Annotated in this window: 24 protein-coding genes and 1 pseudogene; 17 read left to right on the top strand and 8 right to left on the bottom strand. The window is 68.8% G+C overall.

Translation table 11 applies throughout. The features are described from left to right. Nucleotides 1-37 precede the first annotated feature (37 nt). The 5 genes from EDF63_RS18785 to EDF63_RS16475 all read left to right on the top strand — a co-directional run bounded on the left by EDF63_RS18785 (nt 38) and on the right by EDF63_RS16475 (nt 6,506). Entirely contained in the window at nt 38-955 is a 918-nt protein-coding gene (locus EDF63_RS18785) for a cation-transporting ATPase (RefSeq protein WP_185021476.1), read from the top strand. 217 nt (nt 956-1,172) lie between these two features. Next, the gene (locus EDF63_RS16490; RefSeq protein ID WP_123314053.1) at nt 1,173-2,840 is read left to right on the top strand and encodes an ABC transporter substrate-binding protein; all 1,668 of its coding nucleotides are present in this window, start codon (nt 1,173-1,175) and stop codon (nt 2,838-2,840) included. Then, nucleotides 2,837-4,579 (top strand): ABC transporter ATP-binding protein, encoded by a 1,743-nt coding sequence (locus EDF63_RS16485; protein ID WP_123314052.1) that lies wholly within the window; start codon nt 2,837-2,839, stop codon nt 4,577-4,579. Before EDF63_RS16490 ends, EDF63_RS16485 begins: the two co-directional genes overlap by 4 nt. Further along, entirely contained in the window at nt 4,576-5,511 is a 936-nt protein-coding gene (locus EDF63_RS16480) for an ABC transporter permease (RefSeq protein ID WP_123314051.1), read from the top strand. The genes EDF63_RS16485 and EDF63_RS16480 overlap by 4 nt, the downstream gene beginning before the upstream one ends. Next, nucleotides 5,508-6,506 carry an ABC transporter permease gene (locus tag EDF63_RS16475; protein WP_123314050.1) on the top strand — a complete coding sequence of 333 codons (999 nt, stop codon included), beginning with the start codon at nt 5,508-5,510 and terminating at the stop codon, nt 6,504-6,506. Before EDF63_RS16480 ends, EDF63_RS16475 begins: the two co-directional genes overlap by 4 nt. A gap of 1 nt (nt 6,507) precedes the next feature. Here EDF63_RS16475 and EDF63_RS16470 read toward each other — a convergent pair whose 3' ends face one another. The 5 genes from EDF63_RS16470 to EDF63_RS16450 form a co-directional block, all read right to left on the bottom strand. Further along, nucleotides 6,508-7,485: a squalene cyclase gene (locus EDF63_RS16470; protein ID WP_123314049.1), complete on the bottom strand. Its 978-nt coding sequence runs from the start codon at nt 7,483-7,485 to the stop codon at nt 6,508-6,510. Nucleotides 7,486-7,557: 72 nt separating this feature from the next. Then, a complete protein-coding gene (locus EDF63_RS16465) occupies nt 7,558-8,877 on the bottom strand; it encodes a GNAT family N-acetyltransferase (protein ID WP_148061808.1) in 1,320 nt (439 codons plus the stop codon). 29 nt (nt 8,878-8,906) lie between these two features. Further along, the gene (locus tag EDF63_RS16460; protein WP_123314047.1) at nt 8,907-10,382 is read right to left on the bottom strand and encodes a cryptochrome/photolyase family protein; all 1,476 of its coding nucleotides are present in this window, start codon (nt 10,380-10,382) and stop codon (nt 8,907-8,909) included. Between the two features lie 38 nt (nt 10,383-10,420). Next, nucleotides 10,421-10,783, bottom strand: coding sequence for a hypothetical protein (locus EDF63_RS16455; protein ID WP_123291944.1), 363 nt, complete (start codon nt 10,781-10,783; stop codon nt 10,421-10,423). Between the two features lie 122 nt (nt 10,784-10,905). Beyond that, complete coding sequence (locus EDF63_RS16450; protein ID WP_148061807.1) at nt 10,906-11,445, bottom strand: hypothetical protein; 540 nt, start codon at nt 11,443-11,445, stop codon at nt 10,906-10,908. Nucleotides 11,446-12,005: 560 nt separating this feature from the next. Between EDF63_RS16450 and EDF63_RS16445 the strand changes: the two genes are divergently transcribed. Next, complete coding sequence (locus EDF63_RS16445) at nt 12,006-12,410, top strand: hypothetical protein (RefSeq protein WP_148061806.1); 405 nt, start codon at nt 12,006-12,008, stop codon at nt 12,408-12,410. Nucleotides 12,411-12,507: 97 nt separating this feature from the next. Further along, on the top strand, nt 12,508-12,711 hold the full coding sequence (locus tag EDF63_RS16440) for a hypothetical protein (protein WP_123314044.1): 204 nt from the start codon (nt 12,508-12,510) through the stop codon (nt 12,709-12,711). Between the two features lie 700 nt (nt 12,712-13,411). Here the strand turns inward: EDF63_RS16440 and EDF63_RS16425 are convergent. Together EDF63_RS16425 and EDF63_RS16420 are read right to left on the bottom strand one after the other, a co-directional pair. Further along, on the bottom strand, nt 13,412-14,071 hold the full coding sequence (locus tag EDF63_RS16425) for a response regulator transcription factor (RefSeq protein WP_311316891.1): 660 nt from the start codon (nt 14,069-14,071) through the stop codon (nt 13,412-13,414). Between the two features lie 5 nt (nt 14,072-14,076). Further along, entirely contained in the window at nt 14,077-15,159 is a 1,083-nt protein-coding gene (locus tag EDF63_RS16420; protein ID WP_123314041.1) for a HAMP domain-containing sensor histidine kinase, read from the bottom strand. Between the two features lie 239 nt (nt 15,160-15,398). Between EDF63_RS16420 and EDF63_RS16415 the strand changes: the two genes are divergently transcribed. The 10 genes and pseudogenes from EDF63_RS16415 (at nt 15,399) to EDF63_RS16375 (ending at nt 24,417) form a co-directional block, all read left to right on the top strand. Then, nucleotides 15,399-16,193 carry a hypothetical protein gene (locus tag EDF63_RS16415; RefSeq protein WP_221180579.1) on the top strand — a complete coding sequence of 265 codons (795 nt, stop codon included), beginning with the start codon at nt 15,399-15,401 and terminating at the stop codon, nt 16,191-16,193. 56 nt (nt 16,194-16,249) lie between these two features. Further along, nucleotides 16,250-16,906 carry a DedA family protein gene (locus EDF63_RS16410; RefSeq protein WP_123314105.1) on the top strand — a complete coding sequence of 219 codons (657 nt, stop codon included), beginning with the start codon at nt 16,250-16,252 and terminating at the stop codon, nt 16,904-16,906. Between the two features lie 138 nt (nt 16,907-17,044). Continuing rightward, nucleotides 17,045-17,797: an ABC transporter permease gene (locus tag EDF63_RS16405; RefSeq protein ID WP_123314040.1), complete on the top strand. Its 753-nt coding sequence runs from the start codon at nt 17,045-17,047 to the stop codon at nt 17,795-17,797. Between the two features lie 561 nt (nt 17,798-18,358). After that, nucleotides 18,359-19,057, top strand: coding sequence for a phosphatase PAP2 family protein (locus EDF63_RS16400; protein ID WP_123314039.1), 699 nt, complete (start codon nt 18,359-18,361; stop codon nt 19,055-19,057). 29 nt (nt 19,058-19,086) lie between these two features. Then, complete coding sequence (locus tag EDF63_RS16395; protein WP_148061805.1) at nt 19,087-20,598, top strand: hypothetical protein; 1,512 nt, start codon at nt 19,087-19,089, stop codon at nt 20,596-20,598. Nucleotides 20,599-20,822: 224 nt separating this feature from the next. Continuing rightward, a complete protein-coding gene (locus EDF63_RS18780) occupies nt 20,823-20,984 on the top strand; it encodes a hypothetical protein (RefSeq protein ID WP_185021475.1) in 162 nt (53 codons plus the stop codon). A 94-nt stretch (nt 20,985-21,078) separates the two neighbouring features. After that, nucleotides 21,079-21,873: a polyprenol monophosphomannose synthase gene (locus EDF63_RS16390; RefSeq protein WP_123314037.1), complete on the top strand. Its 795-nt coding sequence runs from the start codon at nt 21,079-21,081 to the stop codon at nt 21,871-21,873. A gap of 243 nt (nt 21,874-22,116) precedes the next feature. Further along, nucleotides 22,117-22,422 (top strand): hypothetical protein, encoded by a 306-nt coding sequence (locus EDF63_RS16385; RefSeq protein ID WP_123314036.1) that lies wholly within the window; start codon nt 22,117-22,119, stop codon nt 22,420-22,422. Between the two features lie 175 nt (nt 22,423-22,597). Continuing rightward, nucleotides 22,598-23,468, top strand: a pseudogene (locus EDF63_RS16380) (IS5 family transposase). Nucleotides 23,469-23,511: 43 nt separating this feature from the next. Then, nucleotides 23,512-24,417 carry an alcohol dehydrogenase catalytic domain-containing protein gene (locus EDF63_RS16375; protein ID WP_185021474.1) on the top strand — a complete coding sequence of 302 codons (906 nt, stop codon included), beginning with the start codon at nt 23,512-23,514 and terminating at the stop codon, nt 24,415-24,417. Nucleotides 24,418-24,599: 182 nt separating this feature from the next. Here the strand turns inward: EDF63_RS16375 and EDF63_RS19090 are convergent, their stop codons facing one another. Next, the gene (locus tag EDF63_RS19090; RefSeq protein ID WP_243736460.1) at nt 24,600-24,776 is read right to left on the bottom strand and encodes a CrcB family protein; all 177 of its coding nucleotides are present in this window, start codon (nt 24,774-24,776) and stop codon (nt 24,600-24,602) included. Nucleotides 24,777-24,882: the final 106 nt, after the last annotated feature.

The raw sequence follows: 24,882 nt of genomic DNA, 5'->3' as shown, positions 1-24,882 counted from the left end.
GCTGGGAGCGCACATGTGCATCCACAAAGGTCGAGGCATGGCGAACTTCAACCGCATCCTCGGCATGGCCTCGAAGGTCATCGACAAGCAGCTCCAGAAGCGTGGGCAGGGGGACGGTGCGCCCGGCAACGGAGCGCAGCGCGGTGGCGGGACCGACTGGCGTGACGTCGTCCGCGGCGCCGCGGACCGGCTGACCGGCGACGACCGGAGCCAGCAGCAGCGGCCCCAGCAGCAGTCCGGCCAGCAGCCGCAGCAGTACGGCCAGCAGCAGTACGGGCAGGCACCACAGCCGCAGTACGGTCAGCCGCCGCAGCAGTACGGCCAGCCGCAGCAGGGCCCTGCCGACTCCGACAAGGTCGCCCTGGCGAAGTACGACTACCTGCTCCGCACCTCGTCGCCGGACCAGCTCGAGCAGGTCCACCACGACGCGTTCGCCCGGCTCACCCCGGCGCAGCGGCAGCAGGTGCGCAACCGCCTGAACTCCGAACTGCCGCCGCACGAGCACCTGCGCGACGACTCGGCAGGCGGCATGGCGCGCACGATGACGCGCGGTGAGGTCCGACGTCCGGGTCTGATCCGACGCGTCCTCGGGGGCTCGAACAACGGCAGTGGCCGCGGTCGTGGTGGTGCCTTCGCCGGTGGTGCCGCTGTCGGCGCCGGTGCGATGGCGCTCGGCGGCCTCGGCGTCGCCGTCGCCGGGGGAGCGGTGCTGAGCGCCGCCGCCGGCCCCGTGCTGGCGGAGGCCGCGAACCTCGGCGTCGACTTCGACGGCATCGCCTCGGGCATCGGCGACCTCGGGCTCGGAGACCTCGGCGCCGACCTCGGCGGTGGCTTCGAGGGGATCGCGGGCGAGGGTGAACAGCTCCTCGGGGGCCTCGGCGAGCAGGCATCCGGCCTCGGCGAGCAGGCGTCGAACCTCGGCAACGACTTCCTCGGGGGCTTGTTCGATCGCTGACCCTCGCCCTCGGGGTGGACTCGGTGCAGATCCATCGGGAATAGACGGACGTCGCACGGGACTTGGATTGTTTCGTCGTGCGACGTCCTTCGCACGTGGAATTCGGACGGGTGACCGCAGCGGTGTCAGGATGGACGCCGCCCGGTGACCCGATCCGCGGAACCGCAGCGACTGCCGCACGGTCGCCACCACCCTTCCCACGAGGAGCCCCACCGTCATGAGACGCCCGAACCGCCTGACGATCACCGCGGCCGTCGCCGCAGCAGCAGCCCTGGTCCTGACCGGCTGCTCGGGTGGCAGCTCCTCGGACGACGCGACGAGCGGCACGGCCAAGGGCGGCACGCTCAACATCCTGACGCCGCAGACCTCGTTCCACCTCGACCCGGCGACGAGCCAGAGCCTGGGCATCACGTCCCTCGGCCTCGTCGCACGGCGTCTGACCACGTGGGACGTCGAGCCGGGCAAGACCGCGAAGGTCGTCCCGGACCTGGCGACGGACACCGGGAAGTCCAGCGACGGTGGCAAGACGTGGACCTACACGCTCAAGGACGGGCTCGAGTTCCAGGACGGAACGCCCATCACCACGAAGGACATCAAGTGGGGGATCGAGCGCTCGTTCGCCCCCACGCTCTCCGGTGGCCTGAGCTACCACAAGTCGCTCCTGGTCGGCGGTGACAGCTACAAGGGCCCGTTCGACGGCAAGTCCCTCGACAGCATCGAGACCCCGGACGACAAGACCATCGTCTTCAAGTTGAACGACGCCTACGGCGACTGGCCGTGGCTCGCCTCGATGCCCGCGTTCACGCCGGTCCCCGAGGGCGACGGCAAGGACACCGGCGCCTACGACCTGAAGCCGGTCGCGTCCGGTCCCTACCAGGTGCAGTCGAACACGCAGGGCACGCAGGTCACCCTCGTGCGCAACAAGGCCTGGAGCGCCAAGACCGACGAGGTCCGCACCGCCGGCCCCTCGAAGATCGTGTTCAAGGAGAGCCAGGACGCCTCCACGATCACGCAGACGCTCATCGCCGACAACGGCGACGCGAAGGACTCCTTCGGCGCCATCTACCTCGGCGCGGCCGAGCTGAACCAGGTGCGCAGCAACCCCGCAGCGCAGGACCGCCTCGCCACGTCCAAGGCCGGTCCGATCTCGTACATGGCGATCAACACCCAGAAGGGTGCGCTGAAGGACCTCAAGGTCCGCCAGGCGCTGCAGTACGCCGTCGACAAGAAGTCGTTCCGGATCGCGGCCGGTGGCGCGATCGCCGGGTCGTACGCGTCGACGCTGATCACCCCGGGCATCGCCGGGCGCGAGGACTACGACCTGTACAAGACGGGCGCCACGGGCGACGTCGACAAGGCGAAGTCGCTGCTGAAGGACGCCGGTGTCAGCAACCTCAAGCTCACCCTGGTGACGCAGAACGACCCCACCTACCTCGCACAGGCGCAGGCCCTGCAGTCCGGCCTGAAGCGTGCCGGCATCACGGTGACGCTGAAGCCGCTCGACTACGACTCCTTCACCCAGGCCACCACGAACGGGACGGACTTCGACCTGTCGCTCTCGAGCTGGCAGCCGGACTTCCCGAGCGCGAACGCCAACCTGCAGCCGCTGTACGACTCGTCGCAGATCGGTGGCGGCGGCTACAACGTGTCGAAGTACAGCAACCCCGAGGTCGACGCGCTGATCAAGAAGGCCAGCGCGACGGTCGACCAGCAGGACGCGCAGAAGCTCTGGGCCGAGGCCGACCAGAAGATCATGGCCGACTCCCCGTCGGTGCCGCTGATCTACGCGAAGCAGTCGTTCCTGGCCGGTTCGAACGTGCAGAACTTCCAGATCGCGGACTTCCCGGCGTACCCGAACTACCTCAAGGTCTCGCTCGCGAAGTGAGTTCGCCGCTGCTCGAGGTCGAGGGGCTCCGCGTCGCGTTCGGCGACGCGGAGCCCGTCGTCCGTGACGTCTCCTTCACCCTGACCCCCGGTCGTGTGCTCGCCCTCGTGGGGGAGTCCGGCTCCGGCAAGTCCGTCAGCGCCATGAGCGTGCTCGGCCTGCTCCCGCCCGAGGCGCGGGTCTCCGGCAGTGTCCGGTTCCGCGGCGAGGAGCTCGTCGGCGCCTCCGACGACACGCTCCGTGCCGTCCGCGGCGCCGGCATCGGCGTCGTCTTCCAGGAACCGATGAACTCGTTCACGCCGGTGCTGTCCATCGGCACGCAGGTCGCCGAGGCGATCCGGGCGCACCCGACGGACCTCGACCGTGCGGCAGTGTCCGCGCGCATCGACGAGCTGCTGCGTGCCGCCGGCCTCACCGACCCCGAGCGGATCCGCAAGGCCTACCCGCACGAACTGTCCGGCGGACAGCTGCAGCGCGCGATGATCGCGATGGCCCTGGCCGGGGACCCGGTCGCGCTGATCGCCGACGAGCCGACGACCGCGCTGGACGTCACGGTGCAGGCCGGGATCCTCGACCTGCTCCGCCGGCTCGGTCGCGAGCGCTCCCTCGCCGTCCTCCTCATCACGCATGACATGGGCGTGGTGGCGGACGTCGCGGACGAACTCCTGGTGATGCGGCGCGGCGACCCCGTCGAGCACGGGACGGTCGCCGAGGTCTTCGCGCACCCGTCCGCCGACTACACGCGCGAGCTCCTCGCCGCAGTCCCCAGCCTGGAGGCCCGTCCCGCGCCCGCCACGCCGGCTGCGGACCCCGAGACTCGGCCTGGACGACAGGACGCGGCCCCCGGGACCCGAGCCGTGTCGTCAGACGCGAGTCTCGGACCGGCGGAAGCGAGTCTCGCCGAGGCGAGCCACGCCTCCCCTCCGCTCGTCGCGCAGCTGCGCGACGTCGCCGTGCGGTACTCGCGCCGCGGCGAACCGACCGTCTCGGGTATCGAACTGGACCTGCGGGCCGGCGAGACCGTCGGCCTGGTGGGGGAGTCCGGGTCGGGCAAGTCGACCATCGGACGCGCCCTGGCGGGGCTGGTGCCCGTCGTCGCCGGCTCGGTCGAGGTCGACGGCAGCGACCTGCGGACCGCCAAGGGCCGACGGCTCCGCGAGCTCCGCAGCCGCGTCGGCATCGTCTTCCAGGACCCGGCGTCGTCACTCAACCCACGGCAGACCATCGGCTGGAGCATCGCCGAACCGCTCCTCGTGCACGGGACGGCCTCGGCGGCCGACCGTGCGGAACGCGTCCGTGACCTGCTGACCGCCGTGCAGCTCGACCCCTCGTGGGCCGAGCGGTTCCCGCACCAGCTCTCCGGTGGACAGCGCCAGCGGGTCGCCGTCGCGCGGGCCCTGGCGCTCCGTCCGGCGCTCGTCATCGCCGACGAGCCCACCTCGGCGCTCGACGTGACCGTGCAGGCGGCCGTGCTCGACCTGCTCGCGCAGCTGCAGGACGAGTTCGGGTTCGGCATGCTCCTCATCAGCCACGACCTGGCCGTCGTCCGACAGCTCGCCGACGAAGTCGTCGTCCTGCACGACGGTCGCGTGGTCGAACGGGGGACCACGGACGCCGTCCTCGACGACCCGCAGCAGGACTACACGCGCATGCTGCTCGCAGCGGCGCCCGTCGCCGATCCCGTGCGACAGGCGGCGCGCCGCGAAGCGTGGCGCGCCTGGGAAGGAGTGGCCTCGTGACCGCCAACGTCGTCGAGCGCCCCGTGGCGTCGTCCGGACGCGCGACCGGCTTCCGCGCCGTGGTGCGCCGGGTCCGGCAGGACCGCTGGGCCGTGACGTCGGCCGTCGTCATCGTGGTGTTCCTCGTGGTCGCCGTCGCGGCGCCGCTCATCAGTGCCGTCACCGGGCAGGACCCGTACGGGTACGACATCGACGCGCTCAACTCGTTCGGCGCGCCCAAGGGCTTCGGCGGCGGGATCAGCGGCGAGCACTGGTTCGGCGTCGAGCCGCTGACCGGACGCGACCTGTTCGCGATCGTGACCTACGGCGCCCGGACGTCGCTCGGCATCGGGCTCGCCGCGACCCTGGTGTCGATCGTGATCGGCGTGCTCGTCGGCGTCACCACCGGCTTCTTCGGCGGCTGGTACGACCGTGTGCTCTCCCGCGTGGTCGACGTCATCTTCGGCTTCCCCTCGCTCGTCTTCATGATCGCCCTGACCGCGATCGTGCCGACGTCGTTCCCGAAGCCCGTCCTGGTCGTACTGGTCATCGGCTTCTTCGGCTGGCCGTCCGTGGCCCGCGTGGTCCGCGGTCAGACGCTGTCGCTCGTGAGCCGGAACTACGTCGTCGCCTCCACGGCGATGGGCGCCGGCCGGTGGCACGTCATCCGCACGCAGCTGCTGCCGAACCTGGCGGCGACGATCACCGTCTACGCGACGATCTCGATCCCGTCGATGATCGGCGCCGAGGCCGCCCTGTCGTTCCTGGCCGTCGGTGTGACCCCGCCGACGCCGTCGTGGGGCCGCAGCATCGGCGACGCCGTCGGCTGGGTGCAGACCGACCCCATGTACCTCGTGTTCCCCGGAGTGGCCCTGTTCCTCATCACCCTCGCGTTCAACGTGCTCGGCGACGCCCTGCGGGACGCACTCGACCCGAGGGGAGCACGCCGATGAGCACCTTCCGCTTCATCGCGATCCGCATCCTCGGTGCTGCCGTCGTGCTGCTCGTCGTCGCGGCGATCACCTACGCGCTGTTCATGCTGCTGCCGACGAACCCCGCGCGCGCGATCTGCGACAAGCCCTGCACGCCGGACCGGCTCCGCGAGGTCCAGGCGTTCCTGGGGACGGACAAGCCCTGGCTGGCGCAGTTCGGCGCGTACCTGGCGGGGATCTTCACCGGCCGCACGTTCGGCAGCGGCGCGTCCGTGATCACCTGCGCCGCACCGTGCTTCGGGTACTCGTTCCAGCTGCACGAGAGCGTCACCGAACTGATCCTGTCCCGCCTGCCCGTCACCGCGTCGATCGCCGTCGGTGCCGCCGTGCTCTGGCTCGTCGCCGGGGTGTTCGGTGGCACGGTCTCGGCGCTCCGCCGTGGCACCTTCGTCGACCGGGCCGTGATGACCGTCGCCGTCGCCGGGGTCTCCTCGCCCGCGTACCTGATCGGGCTGCTCGGCATCCTGCTGTTCGGGTTCGTGCTCGGGATCCTGCCGACGAGCGGGTACGTCGCGTTCGCCGACGACCCCGTCGGCTGGTTCACGCACCTGATCCTGCCGTGGTGCGTGCTCGCGTTCATCAGCGCCGCGATCTACGCCCGACTGACCCGTGGCGAGATGCTCGAGTCGATGTCGCAGGACTTCGTACGGACCGCTCGGGCCAAGGGCCTGCGGGAGCGCCAGGTCGTCGTGCGGCACGGACTCCGCACCGCGATCCTGCCGGTGGTGACGCTGTTCGGGCTCGACCTCGGGTCGCTGCTCGGCGGCGCGGTCATCACCGAGAAGGTGTTCTCGATGCAGGGCCTGGGCGCGCTGCTCATCGACGCCGTGCACACCCTCGACCTGCAGGTCGTCGTCGGCTTCACGCTGTTCTCGGCGCTGTTGATCGTCACCGCGAACGTGATCGTCGACGTGGTCTACGCGTTCGTCGACCCGCGGGTGCGGCGCCGGGCGTAGTTCAGGCGGCGTCCCACCAGCGCACCACGCGGGTGCCGTACAGCGTGAGCCACTTCGACGGCTCGCCCTCGGGGACGTCGACCTCGAACCACTGCCGACCCGGCGGCCGAGCGCCCTGCGTCCACGTCCCGTCGGCGTTCCCGGCGGCGCGGACGACCTCGACCGCCTCGGCTGCCCGGGGGTCCGGCGCGGTGCCGTCCTGCAGCGCGGCAGCCCGCAGGTGGTCGGTCACCCGCAGCGCCGAGTAGATCCAGCGCAGCGGGTACGCGAACCGGGTCGCCCACGGCCCGACGAGTTCGCCGTCGTGCTTCCGGAACAGCAGTCGACGCTCGAGCAGGTACTCGGCGCCGCGGTGTCGAGCCGCACGGAGCTCCGCCGCGCGGGGGTGGGTGCCGCCGGTCAGCTGCTCGTGCTGTAGGAGCCCGTCGATGACGTTGAGGGTCGAGTGGAACGACGACACGGTCGACCCCTCGATCCACTCGCAGTTCCACCCGCCGTCGTCGAGCTGGTGATCGAGGAACCACGCCGCCAGCTGCCCGACGTCGGCACCGAGCCACGCACCGTTCGCCAGGGTGAACGCGTTGATGCAGCAGTCGACCTCGCCGCTCCAGTAGGGCAGGTCCTCGTACTCCCAGCGGCTGTTCGCCGCGAGCCGTGCGGCCGTGTCCCCGAGGACCGCGGCGTCGAGCCCCCAGTCGCGCAGGGCGTTCAGCGACCAGGTCGTCGCCGTGTAGGGCTGTCCGGGCTCGTCCGCCTCGGGACCGTCGAAGTCGAAGTCCGCCGGGAAGTACGCGCCGCCGGCCCACTGCCCGTCGGGGGCTTGGCGTGCGAGCATCGCGGCCCCGAGGCCCTCGGTCGCGACCCGTCCCCGGGTCTGCTGCCACACGGACGGCGGCGCACCGACCAGGTCCCGTTCGACCTGCCACCGGACCGCCGGGTCCGAGTCGAGCAGCCACTCGACCACCGCGTCGTCGCTCATGGCGCGGAGGCTACGCCGAAGGCGCCCGGTCCGGCCGCGGAGCGGTCGGACCGGGCGCCCCGGTGATGCTGATCAGAAGTAGGTGATGCCGTGCGGGGTCCGGGGCGGGAGCAGCATCGCGCGCAGCAGCTCGATCGACGCAGGATCCGCAGCGCGGACCAGGCCGGCGGCCGCCAGGGTGACGGGTGAAACCGACCCGATGAGCAGCGCACCGAGCTCTGCCACGTCGAGCTGGACGTCGGAACCGGCCGCGTCGGCGTCGTCGGCGATGCGGGTGACGCTGCCACGGGCCTCCTGGACGTCCAGCCGGTACGTGCCGGTCGTGTGGCCGAGCGCATCGGTGACCGCGAGTGTCAGCGAGCCGTCGACGGCGAACGGCCGCGACTCGAGCACCGCGGCCACGTCGAGGACGCGCAGCCAGACGTGGTCCTCTTCGTGATCGACGTCGTAGGCACGGTTGTCGCCGAGGGCCGCGACGATCGGGTCGTCGAGCCGCGAGCGGTTGTACTTCACGACGTCGTTCAGGTCGATCGACAGCAGGAACTCCCACAGCGCCGTGTACGCCTGGTCGTTCGCGTAGACCAGGTCGACGATCTCGAGTGCGGTGTCGGAACCCCGGTCCTCCTTGACACGCCAGGTGACGTAGCCGTCGACCTCGTCGGAGCCGTCGGCACGGTGCACCGCCGCACGGACGTCCTTCGCCTTCTGGCCGTCGTTGCCGAGCAGCCCGAAGACGATCGGCCAGGTGCCCGCGTTGCGGACCATCGAGCCGGGCGTGCGGGTGTGGAAGCGCTCGAAGACCGCCTTGCCGGGGCCGTCGGCGAGCCACTGCGGCGTGACGACCGACACCGAGCCCGACGTCGGGGCGAGGAGGGGGAGCGCGCGTTCGCGACGCACGCGCACCGCGCGCTCGCGGATCGCGCTGCCGAAGCCGAAGCGGCGGTAGATCGTGCCCTCGGACGCGGTCAGGGACGCCACGGCGTAGCCCTCGGCGACACCGCGCTCGAGCGCGTGCGTCATCATGCGGCGCAGGATGCCGCGGCGACGCTCGGTGGGCCGGACCGTGACCGCGGAGATGGCCTGCGTGTCGACGGACGACCCGTCGCCCCAGCTCAGCGCCTTGCGGAACCACGTGAAGGTCCCGGCGGGCCAGGTCTCGTCGACGGAACCGGGGAAGGGCTTCCGGACGTAGACGCCCAGGAAGGTCTCTTCGTCGGCGATGAAGTGGGACGCCATGCGCGCCGCGCCCTCGGCGTCGGGATCGGCTTCGTGGAAGCCGAGGCCGACGGCCTGCATCCACGCAGCCGTCTCGGCGTTCGGCGCCCCCTCGTCATCCGTCCCGCGCGCGAACTCGCGCAGCTCGTAGCGGTCGTCGAATGCCTCGTTGCTCACGCTCACGACCCTATCGGGACCGGGTGACGTCACGGCGTGGTGCGACGAGCCTCCTGCGCGACGACCTCGTCGAGGTCCGCCAGCGACCGCATCTGCTGCAGCGGACGGGCCATCCGGTGGTTGTCGCGGAGCGCCGGTTCGACGCGCGACAGGAACGCCCAGTACCCGGCCGTGAACGGGCACGCGTCGTCGCCGACCCGCTTCGTCGGGTCGAACCGGCAGCCCCCGCAGTGGTCCGACATCCGGTCGATGTAGCGGCCGCCCGACGTGTACGGCTTGGTGGCGACCATCCCGCCGTCGGCGTGCTGGGACATGCCGATGATGTTCGCGGGCATCACCCAGTCGGTGCCGTCGACGAACACGTCCGTGAACCACTCCGTCAGGTGCACCGGATCGTAGCCGCGTTGCAACGCCCAGTTGCCGAGCACCATGAGGCGCTGGATGTGGTGCAGCCAGCCGTGGTCGTGCAGGCCCTCGATCGCGGTCCGCACGCAGACGGCCTCGACCTCGGACGCGTCGAGGTCCTGCCACCAGTCGGGCAGCCGTCCGTGCGCGCCGAGGGCGTTCTCCGATGCGCCGTAGTCGTCGCCGAACCACCAGTAGAGGTGCCAGACGTAGTCGCGCCAGCCGGCGACCTGGCGGACGAAGCCCTCGACGCTGGCGAGCGGTGCGGCCTCGGTGCGGTGCGCTTCGAGGGCGGCGTCGATCGCCTGACGCGGATCGAGCACCCCGAGGTTCATCGGCACGCTGAGGAGCGAGTGCGCCATCGTCCAGTCGTTCGTCAACGTGGCGTCCTCGAACGGACCGAAGTCGCCGAGGCGCACCGCGACGAAGTCGTCGAGCGCACGCTGGGCTTCGTCCGCCGTCACCGCGAACCGACGGGTGTCGTCGCGGCCGACGAACCGAGCGGTGCCGTCCCGCTCCCACCGGTCCAGGTCGTGCCGCACCTGGTCGTCGATGTCGTCCTCGTCCGGCCACCAGGGCTCGGGCAGCCCGAGGGTCGTCGCACCCTTCGGCGGCGGCTCGCGGTTCTGGTCGTCGAGGCTGAACTTCCCGCCGATCGGCTTGCCGTCGCGCAGCAACCAGCCCTCGCGGCGCCGGACACGCTCGTAGTGGTCCTCCATGCGGAACCGACCCGTGCCCTGGGCCGCCCACTCCGCGAATTCGTCCTCGTCGGTGACGAAACCGCGGCTCGGCAGGATCACGGTGTCCCGGCCCCAGTGCCGGACCTGCGCGCGGAGGGTGCGGGACGGCGGGTCGATCACCTCGAGGTCGTCGCGGCCCGTCAGTGCTTCGCGGAGGGTGTCGACCTGGACGTACTCGGCGCGGTCACCGAGTTCGCGGACGCGGTGGCGCAGGGCGCTCAGCCAGAGGTGGGCCTTCGCCCGGTGGACGGGGCGGGCGGTGAAGAACTCGCGTGCCTCGACGACGAGGGCCGGGCCGCCGTCGTCGAACGCAGGACCGTACTGGCCGGGCAGGACCAGGCGACGACGTTCGGTGGGCATGGGTGGACCGTACCCAAGGGGCGGGGTGGGCTTGCCAGTCAGGGACGCTCGTCGACGAGGGCGATGAACCGGCTACCGATGCCCTCGACCTCTCGTCGGGTGAGCCCGGCTGTCGGTTCCGGCGCCTGGTACGGCTCGTGGTAGTCGCACATCAGGTAGTCCCACTCGGGCCACCACTTCTTCGGCCGCGCTTCTTCGGCGAACGCGCAGACGACGCACTCGAGGCGGACCCAGACCTTCTTGGCACCCGTGCGGTTGGCCCGGGACTGCACGAGCCACGCGGGCGGATCCTGTTCGATCGCGTCGAGTTCGGCTTCGCTGAGACGCGAGGGGATTCCGTGGTGGGTCGCCATCTCGAGGGTGATGTCGAGTCGAACGGCGGCGTCGCGTCGGGAGAGCATCCGACCAGATTAGGTTCTGTCGGGGGCTCAGTGCTCATCGGACCGCGCAGTGCCCGTCGGACCGCGCAGTGCCCGTCGGACCGCGCAGTGCCCGTCGGACCGCGCAGTGCCCGTCGGACCGTTCAGTGCCCGTCGAGGGCGTGGCATCCGCCGTCGAGGACCCACCCTGCGGTCGTGACGTCGGCCGTGCCGTCCCGCTGGACCTCGCCGATGAGGCAACCGGACATCTCGACCTGCGCCTCGAACAGCACCTGCTCACCGCTCTGCGTCGTCACGATCCAGCGGTCCGGCGCCCCGACGCCGTCGAGGATCTCCTCGACCGCCGGCTGCAGGACCGGGGTCGACTGCGCAGCGAGCTCCCGCTCCACCTGAGCACGTGCGACGTCGAGCGCTGCCGCCGACTCCGCGCTCAGGTCGGTGCGGTCATGGTGCCGCTTGTTGAGCCCGTACTGCGGCGGGCTGTCGCCGCCCGGGCCGGCGCCGTCTCCGGAAGCGGCGTCCGTGCCCGCGGCGCCCGTCGGCTCTCCGGCCGTGGTGCCGGCCTGCGCGCCGCTCGTCGACGACACACCGGAAGCCGGGCCGCTCTGAACTGCGCAGCCCGTCAGCAGGATCAGCGCGAGCAGCGCCCCGGTCACCGATGCGGTCGTTCTGCGGTCCCCCATGAGCGGCATCCTGACAGAGCGTGGGGGAGCGCACGGGGCTCGTCACCGGATCGTGATGCGGGGTGCGGCCGTCGCGTCCTTCCGTACTCCAACCACGTCAGGTGGGTCTGTTCGGCATCGCGGGCCCGACCGTCGCGGCTCGTCCCGGCTGGGCCGCGGTCGGCTTCCTGCAGAACGACGCGGGGCACAGGTCGGTGCGATGCGCTGATGCGGCGGTGGCCAGATGGCGGGCGAATGCGACCCGTTCGAGAAGCGGCTTGATCTGTAGCGATTGAGGCACCTTCATCGGGCATTTTTGCGGGACAGGCATACGGGAATTCGCTGATCAGCGCGGACATGGCAGCCCATCGGTCGCGTTGCGATGGTCAGGCTGCAGCGGTGAGCGACCGGCTATCGAGACGGGCCGTTGGGTCGGCGTCGGCGGGTCGTGCTGGGCATCCAGCGAAATACCGCGGGTGCTCGACTGGCGACCTTCGCGCCGCCGACTATGTCGGGGATGCCTGGCCCTGTGGCTGGAAGTGGCAGGCAGCGTAGCGGTGCTCCACGGCAGACTTATAGCCATGAGGCAGGACGACATCGATGACGAGCTCTTCCCGCTCGGGGCCCCTGACCGCCACACGCACTCAATCCAGGCGCCTGCAGGCTGGAAAGATCTGGCAGCCACACTGACGTTGTTCGGTCTGAGCCTGCCGATGCTCGTTGTCGGTTGGTTCGGCGTCGTGCTCTCGATGTTCGCCTTCGACGCGTGTGGTAACGGGGGGTGCAACTACACCGCCGGATCGGTCGCCTACATCGGCTTCCCGATCGCGGCCGTCGTCAGCACAGTGCTTTGGGCGTCGGTCGCTGAACGCCGTCGGCGTGCCCGTCGTCGCGCGTGGATGTCTGGAGCAGCGGCGATCCTCACTATCGTCGCCCTGCTTGCCCTCGCTGCCACCGTCGTCCATTTTGCAGCACAGCCGAACTGAGCTGTCTGGTCTAGCTGCCGGCGGTGTCCATCGAGTGCCGGCTATTGCCTCGCTCACCGATCGCTCGCCGGGCGCTCGGAAGCAGTAGCGTCAGCGAATGGACACCGTAAGCGCGAAGGTACTGGGCACAGGTGCGATCGTGTTCGGGCTCATCTTCATCGTGACGTCCATCGTGCGCTTGAGCCGTCCAGACCTCGACGTCCTGCTCGCGGTTCTGAACATCATCTTCGGCGCCCTCTTGACCTACACCGGCTTCAGACTGTGGCGATCCGCTCTTCGCGGAACGAACCGCGACCGATAGGCGATCGGCCACCGAACAGCTACGCCTCACTGCCATCACGTCGACCTGGTTGGGTGAAGTCCATGTGGATTCCCGGACTCATCGCTGGGCCGGCAATCATTGCGGTAGCGGTGACTGCGTTCGTGCGTCCGGCGCCGATCGCGCAGTACTTCGTCCACGCCCAGCAGGGGAGCCGCGGTCCGCAGAGTGCGATGACCCCGGGACTCGTCCGTGTGCTCGCTGTCGGGCTGGCAATGATCGGCATTGTCTGGACACTTCTGTCCATCTTCGGTCACCCCGAGTGACCGGCGAGTGGAAGGCGCGACCAAATGGAGTCCGGTAGCCGATCGGCCACCGAACAGCTACGCCTCACTGCCATCACGTCGACCTGGTTGGGTGAAGTCCATGTGGATTCCCGGACTCATCGCTGGGCCGGCAATCATTGCGGTAGCGGTGACTGCGTTCGTGCGTCCGGCGCCGATCGCGCAGTACTTCGTCCACGCCCAGCAGGGGAGCCGCGGTCCGCAGAGTGCGATGACCCCGGGACTCGTCCGTGTGCTCGCTGTCGGGCTGGCAATGATCGGCATTGTCTGGACACTTCTGTCCATCTTCGGTCACCCCGAGTGACCGGCGAGTGGAAGGCGCGACCGAATGGAGTCCGGTAGCCGATCGGTCAGCGGACACGCTCAGGTCGCCGTGCTGGCGGCTGGTGTGGGGAAGGTCAGGTTGGCGTGCCGAGCTGGTAGCCGGTGCCGCGGATCGTGGTGATGAGGTCGCGGTCGGTCTTCCGCCGGATGTAGTGCACGTACGTGTCGACGGTGTTCTCCTGCTCACCGTGTTCGAACACCGCGGAGAGCAAATGTTTCCGCGAGAATGCCCGCGCGGGTTCCGCAGCGAGGACCCGCAGCAGTGCACTTTCCTTCTCGGTGAGGAGGACCCGACCGGTGTACGGCGAGTGGATGCTGTGGTCGTCGGGGTAGAAGGTCCAGCCCCCGATCTCCACGCCGGTTCCGGTGCCGGTGTAGTCGCGGGTGAGCGCCCGGAGTCTGGCGGCGAGTTCGTCGAACTCGAACGGTTTCACGAGGTAGTCGTTCGCTCCGGCGTCGAGACCGGAGACGCGGTCGTGGAGTTCGCCGAGTGCGGTGAGCATGAGCACCGGGGTACTGATCCGCCGGCTCCGGATGGCGCTGATGAACTCGGTGCCGTCCATGCCGGGGAGCCGTCGATCGACGACCATGACGTCGAAGTACCGTTCCACTGCCGTGACGAGTGCCTGCTCACCGTCGGACGCGAGGACGACATCCCAGTCGTCGCTGAGTACCTCGGCGACGAGCGGTCCGAGCCTGGGGTCGTCCTCGACGAGGAGCAGCCGTTGTCTCATGGCGATCATCTTCCGCCCGCGCGACGAGTGATGGTCGGCACGGACGTCGCTGCGTGAACCGTCGGGATGCGGAGCGCGAAGACGGTGCCGTGATCACCAGTGGATTCGACGGTGACGTCACCGCCGGCGCGGACCACGATCTCACGCACCAGGGCAAGCCCGATGCCGTTCCCTGTGCGGGTTCCAGAAGAGTCCGCGCCGTGGCCGGTGCCGTGTGCGAACCGGTCGAACACCCGCGTCGGTTCGATCCCGGAGATGCCGGAGCCGTCGTCCTGCACGCGGACGCACACGCGGTCGTGTTCCGGCGTCGTGGTCACGGTGACGGTGCCGCCCGGTGGGGTGTGGCCGATGGCGTTGTCCGTGAGCGCGACGAGACAGCGGTGCAGCTGTGTCGGCGTCAGGCCCACGCTGGCGCTGTGGTCGATCACGTAGAGACGCACCTGCCGCTCGTCGGCAAGCACGCTCATGTCACGACGCAGCCCTGATAGTCCCACCTCGAGGCGCGCGACACCCGATTCGGAAGGCGTGCCTGCAGCGGCTTCCAGCAGGTCGTTGACGATGTCGATCAGGATCCGCGTGTCGCTGGTGACATCGTCGACGATGCCGCGGCGCGGATCGTCGACGGGCGTCTGCATGCGGAGTCGTTGCACGCGGGCATGGAGGACAGCGAGCGGTGTGCGAAGTTCATGGCTGGCATCCGCGACGAACGTCCGCTGCACGCGCAACGCCTCAGTCAGCGGGCGGACCGCGCGACGCGCGATCAACCAGGACGCGATTCCCGCGAAGACGATCGCGAGCCCGCCGACCCCGATGATCGCGACCGTCAGATCGAGCGTGTCCAGGGTGATGTGCACGTCGAACGGACCGGGCTGCTCGCGTTGCTGTCCGGGGGTGAGTTGCCAGAGCACGTACGCGACGACCAGAGCGATGATGCCGACGACCAACGCGGCTGACACTGCCGCGACGCGGACGGCGATGCCAATGACCGAACGCTGAGAGGCGAGTCGATCCGCATCCCGGTCCGGTGCACGACGGAGCGACCAACGTGCAGTGGCATCGATGAGTCGATGCCATGGTGTGCTGCTCATCTGGTCTCTCCGTTCCTGCTATCGACGTCCGGCCGGTTGGCGCTCCATCGAGATCGAGATCGAGATCGGGACCGCCGACGAAAAGCACCGGTCCAGGTTTCATCACTCAGTGCAAGAAAACGCCCAGGAAGCGGATCCAATCGGGCCATCCGGATTTCTTGGTGAAGTCTTGCAGGCCCTTTCATACCGTCGTTGCACCGACCAGGGCTCGAGGCCCACGGCACGACGAGGAGCACGCCATGACCCAGCTGACCGCCCGGCCCCGCCCACTGCGCAACAAGGTCCCCGACCCCACTCCGTCGTTCTGGATCATCAAGGTCCTCGCCACGACCGTCGGTGAAACCGCAGCCGATCTGCTCAGCGACACCCTCGGGTTCGGTCTCCCGCTGACGACGGCCGTGATGGCCGCAGTGCTCGTCGTGTTCCTGGTGTTGCAGTTCCGGGCGCGGGCCTACCGGCCGGTCACGTACTGGGTCACGGTCGTGCTGATCAGCATTGTCGGGACCTGCATCACGGACAACCTCACCGACGGGCTCGGTGTTCCGCTGGGTGTGAGCACGACCGTGTTCGCGGTCGCTCTCGCCGTGGTGTTCATCGTTTGGTACCGGAGCGAGCGCACGCTCTCGATCCACAAGATCGACACCACCAGGCGGGAAGCGTTTTACTGGCTGGCGATCCTGTTCACCTTCGCTCTCGGCACCGCAGCCGGTGACCTCATCGCCGAGCAGACCGGCCTCGGCTACCTGCCGTCCCTGCTGCTGTTCGCGGCAGCGATCGCGACAGTCACTGCCGTCTGGTTCATCGGCCGTCGCGGTGCCGTCACCTGCTTCTGGATCGCGTACATCCTCACCCGCCCGCTCGGCGCCTCGACCGGGGACCTGCTCTCCCAGCCGACGCACGACGGCGGACTCGGCATCGGGACCATCACCACCAGCATCGTCTTCCTCGCCGTCATCGCAGCGCTCATCGCATGGATCTCCGTCGGCCGCCACGAGCGCGTGCGCACCGACGCCCACGAGCAGCTCTCGTCGTGATCGCCTGGTCCCGCTGACCGAGACCCCTTCGCCCGCACCCAGCCGGAAAGGCAGTGATGTCCACCGTCCCGCTCGCCGTCCACCTGTTCGACGCCGGATCCGTCCTGCACGCGTTCGGCCCCTATGTCCTTGCGGGGATCGCGGTCCTGATCTTCATCGAGTCCGGGGTGCTGTTCCCGTTCCTCCCCGGTGATTCGCTCCTGGTCACCGCAGCGATCACCAGCGCCGCGCTGGGCATCGCACCATGGCAGGTCGCGGTCGTCGCGTCGATCGCTGCCGTCGCCGGCGACCAGGTCGGCTACTGGATCGGTCGACGCTTCGGCCGCCGACTCTTCCGTGACGGTGCACGGGTCCTCACGACCGCTCGGCTGGACGAGGCCGAAGCGTTCTTCACCAGGTGGGGTGGCCTGTCCCTGGTACTCGGCCGGTTCGTGCCGGTGGTCCGGACCTACGTCCCGCTCGCCGCGGGAACAGCCGACATGCACTACCGGAGGTTCATCCTGTGGAACATCGTCGGTGCGGTCGGTTGGGCGTGCGGACTCACCGCGGTCGGCGTGCTGCTCGGCGGGATCCCGTTCGTCGCGCACAACATCGACGTCCTCATGATCGTCATCGTCATCGTCTCGATCCTGCCCATCCTGATCGGGGTGGTCCGCAAGCGGCGGACCAGCCGAACGAACCAGAACAAACAGCCCATCAGCAGCGACCGCTGAGCAAGACCAGCATCCCGTCGCTGGCGAACCAGATCACGGATCCGATCACCAGGGTCATCAGCGCGGTCGGCGACGCATGGCGTTCGACGGATGACACCGTGCCGGCCGTACAGTGCACCTGATGATTGAGCAGCAGGCGTGACCGCGGACGCTTTGGTGCGCACCCTGCTCGGTGTGCTCGCTCTCGTCGCGGTGGCGACGGTCGTTCTGCTTGCTGCTCGCGCATCAGCGCCGTGGGCTCCGGCGGCGGCGATCGTGCGCGGCGCCCTGCAGCTCGCGGCCATCAGCCTCGTGCTCACCGGTGTCATCAGATCGCCGGTGCTGATCGGCTTCGCGCTCGGAGTGATGTTCCTCGTCGCGTCCTGCACGTCGGCTCGGCGGCTCGGGGACCTCCGGACGATGGTGCTGCCGGTCGCCGGGGCGATGGCAGCCGGAATCCTGGTCAGCGCGGTCGTCGTCTTCGGGAGCGGAGCGATCGCGCTCTCACCCCGTTACGCCCTCGCGGTCGGCGGCATCGTCATCGGGAACGCGATGTCGATCGCGACCATAGCCGGCCGTCGCTTCCGCGAGCTCGTCGACGATCGCTGGGACGAGGTCGAGGGGTGGCTCGCGCTCGGAGCAACACCGCGCCGCGCCACCGCGGACTTGGTACGTCGCGCCGTGAGCGCCGCTCTGATACCGACAGTCGACCAGACGAAGACGACCGGACTCGTCACCCTCCCTGGCGCGTTCGTGGGCGCCGTGTTCGGTGGCGTCTCTCCCCTCGAAGCCGGGCGCTTCCAGATCGTCGTCCTCGCGGCGATCATGGCGACGGGAAGCATCACCGCCGTCCTCGTGACGCGCTGGCTCGGCCCGGTGCAGACCCGGCCGGACGTCGTAGCGATCCGCTGACGCCCGGCCTTGGCGATGATCGTGCAGGACCGTCCGGGACGTTCTGGGCTCGCCCGTCAGCTACCGGAGCCGTCTGTGTCTGTGTGACGTCATCTGAAGGGACGGCGGACGCCTCGCAGTGTCCCCGGGCAGTGCGCTGTGGATGATGCTTCGGTGCGGAGTGCGCCGCCGCTAGTGGGGGCGCAGCAATCCCGTGAGCGGCGCTGGTCGGCGGAACAGGAAAGGCAGACCGATCAGGAGCCCGGCTGCGCGGTCGATGGTCGTGGGTCAGTCCCGATGAGGCGCAGGTCGACCATGCGTCAGCCATTCTCCCGATGAGGATCCGCGCCGTCACCAGGAGTGCCGCTGTTCGCAGAAGCAAGTCAGCGGCAGCAGAGTCGGGACAGGGCGCATCTGGGTGGTTCCTTGGAGCGGCGACGCGAGGCTGCTGTTCGGAGGTCACGAACATGACTGTTGGATTGCTGGTAGGTGCCAGTGCTGTCGCTGCGCTGATTGTGGCGACGGCGGCAGCTGCCGCGTTGCTCGCCGTAGCGACTGAAGCGGATCGAGAGCGGTTGTCCGATGCGGGGTGACCGCGCACTGTGGCAGCTCGGATCGGCGTTCACTGCAGCGGTGATCGTGGTGTTCATCGGGCTCACGTTGACCGCCGTTCCGGGCGTCGGAGCTGCTGAGACCGGCTTCGACCAGCTGCTGCGTGAACACCTGACGCCGACCGCGCTGCTCATCGCGTCCGGTATCGGCGTGCTCCTCGAGCCCGCGGGCGGTCTTGCGATCCTCGTGACCATCGGAGCGGTCGTCTGGTGGCGGTCCGATCGTGTCGCCGCGATGCAGTTCGTGGCGATCGCTGGGGTGTCGTGGGTGTCGGTCGAGCCGGTCAAGTTGCTGGTGCAGCGGCCTCGCCCAGTGCTCGCCGGCGTGCACCACGCGGTGGAGAGCTGGTCGTACCCGTCCGGGCACGTCGCGCTGGTCACTGCTCTGGTGCTCGGACTCGTCGCCGTGACGCACGGCAAGGCTCGAGTGCAGGTCGCCGCGGTCGGGACCGTTGTCGTGGTCGTGGTCGCGACCTCCCGACTTGCACTCGGCGTGCACTACCCGACTGACGTCTTGGCCGCGATCGTGTGGACGTCCGCAGTCTGGGTCGTCGTGCGTCACATCGCGCTGACACAGATCGGGGCGGGTCGAGCAGGGTCACGTCGCGGCCCCACCGCTGTTGCCGGTCTCCGGCCTCGATCACTCGTGGGGAAGGCGCGAGACCGATGACCGCTGTCGCGGAGCTGAGTGTCGTACCGGTGCGCAGCACACGCGCCCGGCCGGGACGGCTGTGGGTGGTCCCCACCCTGGTCGGTGTCGGAACCACGTCCGTGGCGGCGGCGTTCAGCTGGGTGCCGTCGGTTTGGTACGACGAGGCCGCGACGGTCGTGTCCGCCACCCGCCCCTGGGCGGCGCTGGCACGCGAGGTGCAACACGTCGACGTCGTCCACGCGACGTACTACGCTGTGATGCACTGCTGGTTCGCGCTCGTCGGGTACACGCCGTTCACCCTGCGTCTGCCCTCCGCGTTCGCGATCGGTGTCGCCGCGGCACTGCTCGTGGTCCTCGGACGCACACTCGCCAGCCCGAGGACCGGTCTCATCGCCGGAGTCCTTTTCGCGCTCTTCCCACGGGTGACGTGGATGGGGTCGGAAGGGCGGTCGTTCGCCATCGACACCGCCCTCGCAGTCGGAGCGACGATCCTCTTCGTCGCCGCCCGTGATCGCACCCGACAGGGAGCCCGGTCGTGGCCGTGGTGGGTGGTGTACACGGCGATCTCGATCCTCAGCGGCGCGGTGTTCCTCTACTTGGCGCTGGTCACGGTCGGTCACGGTGTGACGGCGGGGATCCCGTTGCTGCGGCGCTCTGGCCGTGATCGAGACAGCCGGAAGGTGCTCCTCAGCTGGGGCGCCGCAACTGCCCTGTCGGCGTGCGCACTGCTGCCGCTCGCCACGGCATCCGCGGGCCAGGATCGTCAGATCGCCTGGATCAATCCAATAAGCGCGCACACGATCCAAGAGGTGCTGATGACGCAGTGGTTCACCAAGAACCCGGGCTTTGCGGTCTTCGGATGCGCCCTCGCTGTGGCCGGCGTCGTGCTGATGCGCCGGAACGACACTGGCCGGCGGCTCCTCGTGGTCGCGCTGCCTTGGGCGCTCGTTCCCACCGTCGGCCTGATCGCCGCGTCGTTGGTGACGAACCCGCTGTACTCCCCGCGGTACGCAGCGTTTACCGCACCCGCGGTGGCGCTCTGCATGGGTGCTGCACTCACCGCCGTGCCGACTCAGTACGCCCGACGCGCCATCGCGACGGCGACCATCGTCGCCGCGGTGCTCACGGCGCCAACGTGGGTGCAACAGCGCACAGTCGCAGCGAAGGATGACGCCGCCTGGAACGAAGCCGCCGCCGTCATCGCCGCGCACCGAACTCAGGAGCCCGCTGGGCAGGAAGACGCCGTGGTCTTCGGACCCCTTGAGCGGCATCCGTTGACCACCTCGAGGATCATCGCGGAGACGTACCCGGCAGCGTTCTCCAGACTGCGCGATCCGCTCCTGGGTGTCCCGGCAAGTAAGTCAGCTGGCCTGTGGGAAACGCAACGACCGCTGCCGAATATCAGCAACGAGGTCGGTGCAGCAAAGGTGGTGTGGCTGCTCACCGCCGTCAAACCCGATGTCCGCACCATCGTGACGCAGGCACTCGCCCATGCCGGCTACCAGCAGCGTCACACGTGGCAGCGCACCCGCACCTGGATTGTGCAGTACCAGCGATGACACCATCACCCCCGCAAACCCCGAGACCGCACAGCACTCAAAGCCGCGACAAAAGCACCGAACGCGATGCTCAACCGTCGGAGCAGCCTCCGGTTGACCCCAGAACCCTCCGCTACGCCTACGCATCCGACGGAACCGGCCCATGGCTGTACGCACCCGACGGGACCGGCCCGTGGACCGTGTCCACTCACAATCCAGACACGTTCACGCTCGAACAGCCGAGAATGACCAACTGGGTACGCGGACTTCTCGGCGGTTCCTGGAAGCCATGGATGCGATGGCAGATCGTTGTGGCTCTCGTCGCCACCTTCCTGGGGTTCGTCATTGTCGGCACAGCGGCCGGCTTCGGGGTCGGCATCATCCTCAACCATTGCGGTTCCCGGTGAAGCCGGGTGTCTCATCGTCCCTTGTGGCGAACGGGATGATCTCGGGCACTTCACCGTCCCCTTGTCACCCCGCGGCGGAAGAGCAAGGAGCACCATGAGCGAGACCCTGGTCATCATCCCGACCTACGACGAGGCGGAGAACGTCCGTCCCATCGTCGAGCGCACGCTCGCGGCCACCGACGACAGCGTCCACGTGCTCGTCGTCGACGACAACTCGCCCGACGGCACCGGTGACATCGCCGACGCGATCGCGAGCGAGAGCGACCGGGTGCACGTGATGCACCGCACGGTGAAGGACGGCCTCGGCGGCGCGTACCTGTCCGGCTTCGCGTGGGGCCTCGAGCACGGGTACGCCAAGCTCGTCGAGATGGACGCCGACGGCTCGCACCACCCCGAGTACCTGCCGTGGATGCTCGAGCTCGCGGACACGAACGACCTGGTGCTCGGGTCCCGCTGGATCAGGGGCGGGAAGGTGGAGAACTGGCCCTGGTCCCGCGAACTGCTGTCCCGCGGCGGCAACCTCTACACGCGCCTGGCCCTCGGCATCGCGGTCCGCGACGCCACCGGCGGGTTCCGGGTCTTCACCTCGCGGGCGTTCGAGCGGATCGACCTGGCGGGTGTGGCGTCGAAGGGCTACTGCTTCCAGGTCGACCTGTGCTGGCGTGCCCTCGAGGCGGGTCTGCGCGTCGTCGAGACCCCGATCACGTTCACCGAGCGGGAGTTCGGCGTCTCGAAGATGAGCGGCAACATCGTGCGCGAGAGCCTGGCCCTCGTGACGAAGTGGGGCATCGACCGCCGCATCCGCGAGACCCGTTCCCTGGTCAAGGACCACCGGAAGCTGCCGTCCGTCCGCACCAACGCGCATACGAAACCCGCTCAAAACAACTGACGTTCCATCGATGGCGCACGCTCATCTCAGTCCTTGATCGCTGACCGACCACGCGCTTTGGATCGGCGTCGCGCGCTCGACAGCAACCTCTCGGCGTCCACCTTGCAGGAGATTGCAAAAGCGGGCGACCCTGAGTAAGTGCCGACAGCTTCAAGCGGTAGTCCCCGCAGCCATGGGTGACTGAAGGATGATGCTTGTGTCCTCGAATCAAACGCAGCCGCAAGCGTTGAAAGGTACGGCAACATGGTGACCTCAGGACTTGAAGCCGCCATCTCCGGTGAGCTGGCGCCCTACGGGGCGACGTTCACGCCGGCCGCCGCGCAGGTGCGTATCCCGGCAGTGCTTTCATCCCTCTTCGGGTCGATCGATGGGCATCCGCTGAGGTTCGACTTTCACGGCCCGGAGCGTGTCGCAGGTGACGCTTACGTTGTGTTGATATTCGACCTGCGCACGAAGAACGAGATCGGAAACGCGTCCAGCTCGGTGGACTTCGCGCAAGCTCTTGGGCACGTCGACTGGCCCAACGCGCTCGGGGCGCTCACGCACTGACCGCTATCGCTTCTAGCTGCCCTGTCCCTTGGGTCGGCCGACTGGACACGGCGCGGCGGAAAGGTAGCCCTTAAGTTCAAGCTGACATCGACTGATTTATCGGCGAGCGGCGTTGTGCCGGAGCTAGGCCGTGTTGCTAAATGGTCGGCTCGCAGTCATCGGTCACGCTTGAGGTATGTCTCGTGACGAAATCTCCGATGAGACGTGGGCTGTGATCGGTCCGCTCTTCCCGCAAGCAAAGCAGAGAGGGCGGCCGTCGGTGGATCGTCGGGTCGTGGTTGAAGCGGTGGTGTGGCGGTTCCGAACGGGTGCGCCGTGGCGCGACTTGCCGGAGCGGTTCGGGAACTGGAACACGATCTACCGCAACTTCGACCGGTGGGCCAAGGCCGGTATCTGGGCCCGGCTGCTCGAGCACGTGCAGGGCGCAGCGGAACGCCGCGGTGACATCGACTGGGCGGCGTCGATCGACTCCACGATCGCTCGAGTGCATCAGCACGGCGCGACCCTACCGCGGGTCAAAAAGGGGCACGTCGAACTACAACAAGACCAGCCCTGAACCGACCGATCATGCAATTGGGAGATCGCGCGGCGGACTCACGACCAAGACGCACCTCGTCTGCGATGGCAAGGGCAGGCCGCTCGGCTTCGTCGTCACGGCCGGGCAGGTCGCGGACACGATCATGCTGCCAGCAACAATGGACCAGATCCGTGTCCCCACCGCGGGACGTCCCCGTTCCCGGCCGGATCGGTTGCGTGCGGACAAGGGATACCCGTCGAGAGCGAATCGGGCGTGGCTGCGGGCACGAGACGTGAAGACGACGATCCCGGAACGTGATGACCAGATCACCCACCGTCGGAAACGCCCGGGTCGGCCCATCGTGTTCGACGCGGCCGACTACAAGGGCCGCAACGTCGTCGAGCGGTGCTTCAACCGGCTCAAGCAGTGGCGGGGCATTGCGATGCGCTCCGACAAGACCGCCCGGAACTACCACGCAGCACTCTGCCTCGCAGCGACACTGCTCTGGGTTCGAGGATCAGAGGAATAGACGCGCGAAGACCGTCGCTGGAACAGGCATGGACTCTGCGGTTGTGCTTGATCGATTCGGCGACATCAACGGCCTGAGGCTCCAGCCCACCGAGGCGCGACCGCTCCTGGTAACGGAAGTCCGGGTCAGCGTCGCCGTCGCGGGGCTCAACCCGGTGGACTGGCAGATCGTCGAATCGCGCACTCTCGCCACCGCGTTCGGGCTCGACCTTCCGATGGGATTCGGGAACGACTTCGCCGGCACCGTGGTCGAGACCGGCCCCTCCGTGCGCCGATGGAGTGTCGGGGACCGCGTCTTCGGCGGAGCCCGCGGCCGTGCCGTCGCGACCTCGATCATCCTCGACGAGAACCATCCGAGCCTGCACCGCACCCCACCGAAGGTCTCCGACCTCGAGGCCGGGGTCCTGGACATCGCCGGACGGACCGCGTCGGCCGTCGCTGACGCTCTGTCGGCGCGACCCGGCGAGACCGTCCTCGTCGGTGCGGCAGGCGGCGGCGTCGGTTCGATCCTGACGCAGCTGCTCGTTCGCGACGGCGCCCACGTCATCGGAACCGGGTCAGCGGCCTCCGCCGACTACATTCGATCGCTCGGCGCGCGGCCCGTGACATACGGCGGCGGACTTGCCGCCGAAATCGCCGCCGAGAAGATACCTGTCGTTGCGGCTGCGGACCTGCACGGGACGGACACGGCCGAGACAGCGATCCGCTCGGGCGTCCCGCCGCACCGCGTGGTCACCATTGAGGCGGACGAACCACCCGCCGGCGTCGTTCAGGTCAACGGCTCCGACGCAACTCCCGATGCACTCGACCGTCTCCTGGCATTGATCTCCGACAAGACCTTACGCATCCCCGTCGCCGCCGTTTACGGCCTCGACCGGTTCCAGGATGCGGTCACACACCAGCGCAGCCGCCACCTCCACGGCAAAATCGCCATCAGTACTTCCATTTAGCAACACGGCCTAGTCTGACGAAGCGACAGCGGCCTAGGGCTGCGACTGCGCCCGTTGGGGGAATCGGCTATCGATACGGGCGCACTGGGTGGTACCTGCCGAGGTCTACCTGTGAGCAGCTTCGTTCGGTGTCGTCGTTCTCGCACCAATCCGTGTCGTGATCACGTCCGGTAGCCGATCGGCTATCGGACACCGATCCAGAGGCCGAGGAGTGCCACGAGGACGCACGCGACGAGGTTCACGAGGCCGTGTGCCGCTGCTGCGCGGTAGCGGTTCTCGAGTGCGAGCCGGACGGCTTCGACGCTGGCGGTGCTGAACGTCGTGTACCCGCCAATCAGGCCGGTACCGACGACGGTCACCCAGACCGCTGGCAGGACGGTGGTACCGAGCCGGTGATGATGCCGAGCGCGAGGGAGCCGGTGAGGTTGATGACGCTCGTGCCCCACGGGAACCGGGACCCGAGCC

Source organism: Curtobacterium sp. JUb34, assembly GCF_003755065.1.
Taxonomy (GTDB): domain Bacteria; phylum Actinomycetota; class Actinomycetes; order Actinomycetales; family Microbacteriaceae; genus Curtobacterium.
This window is presented reverse-complemented; position numbering and strand designations above follow the sequence as displayed.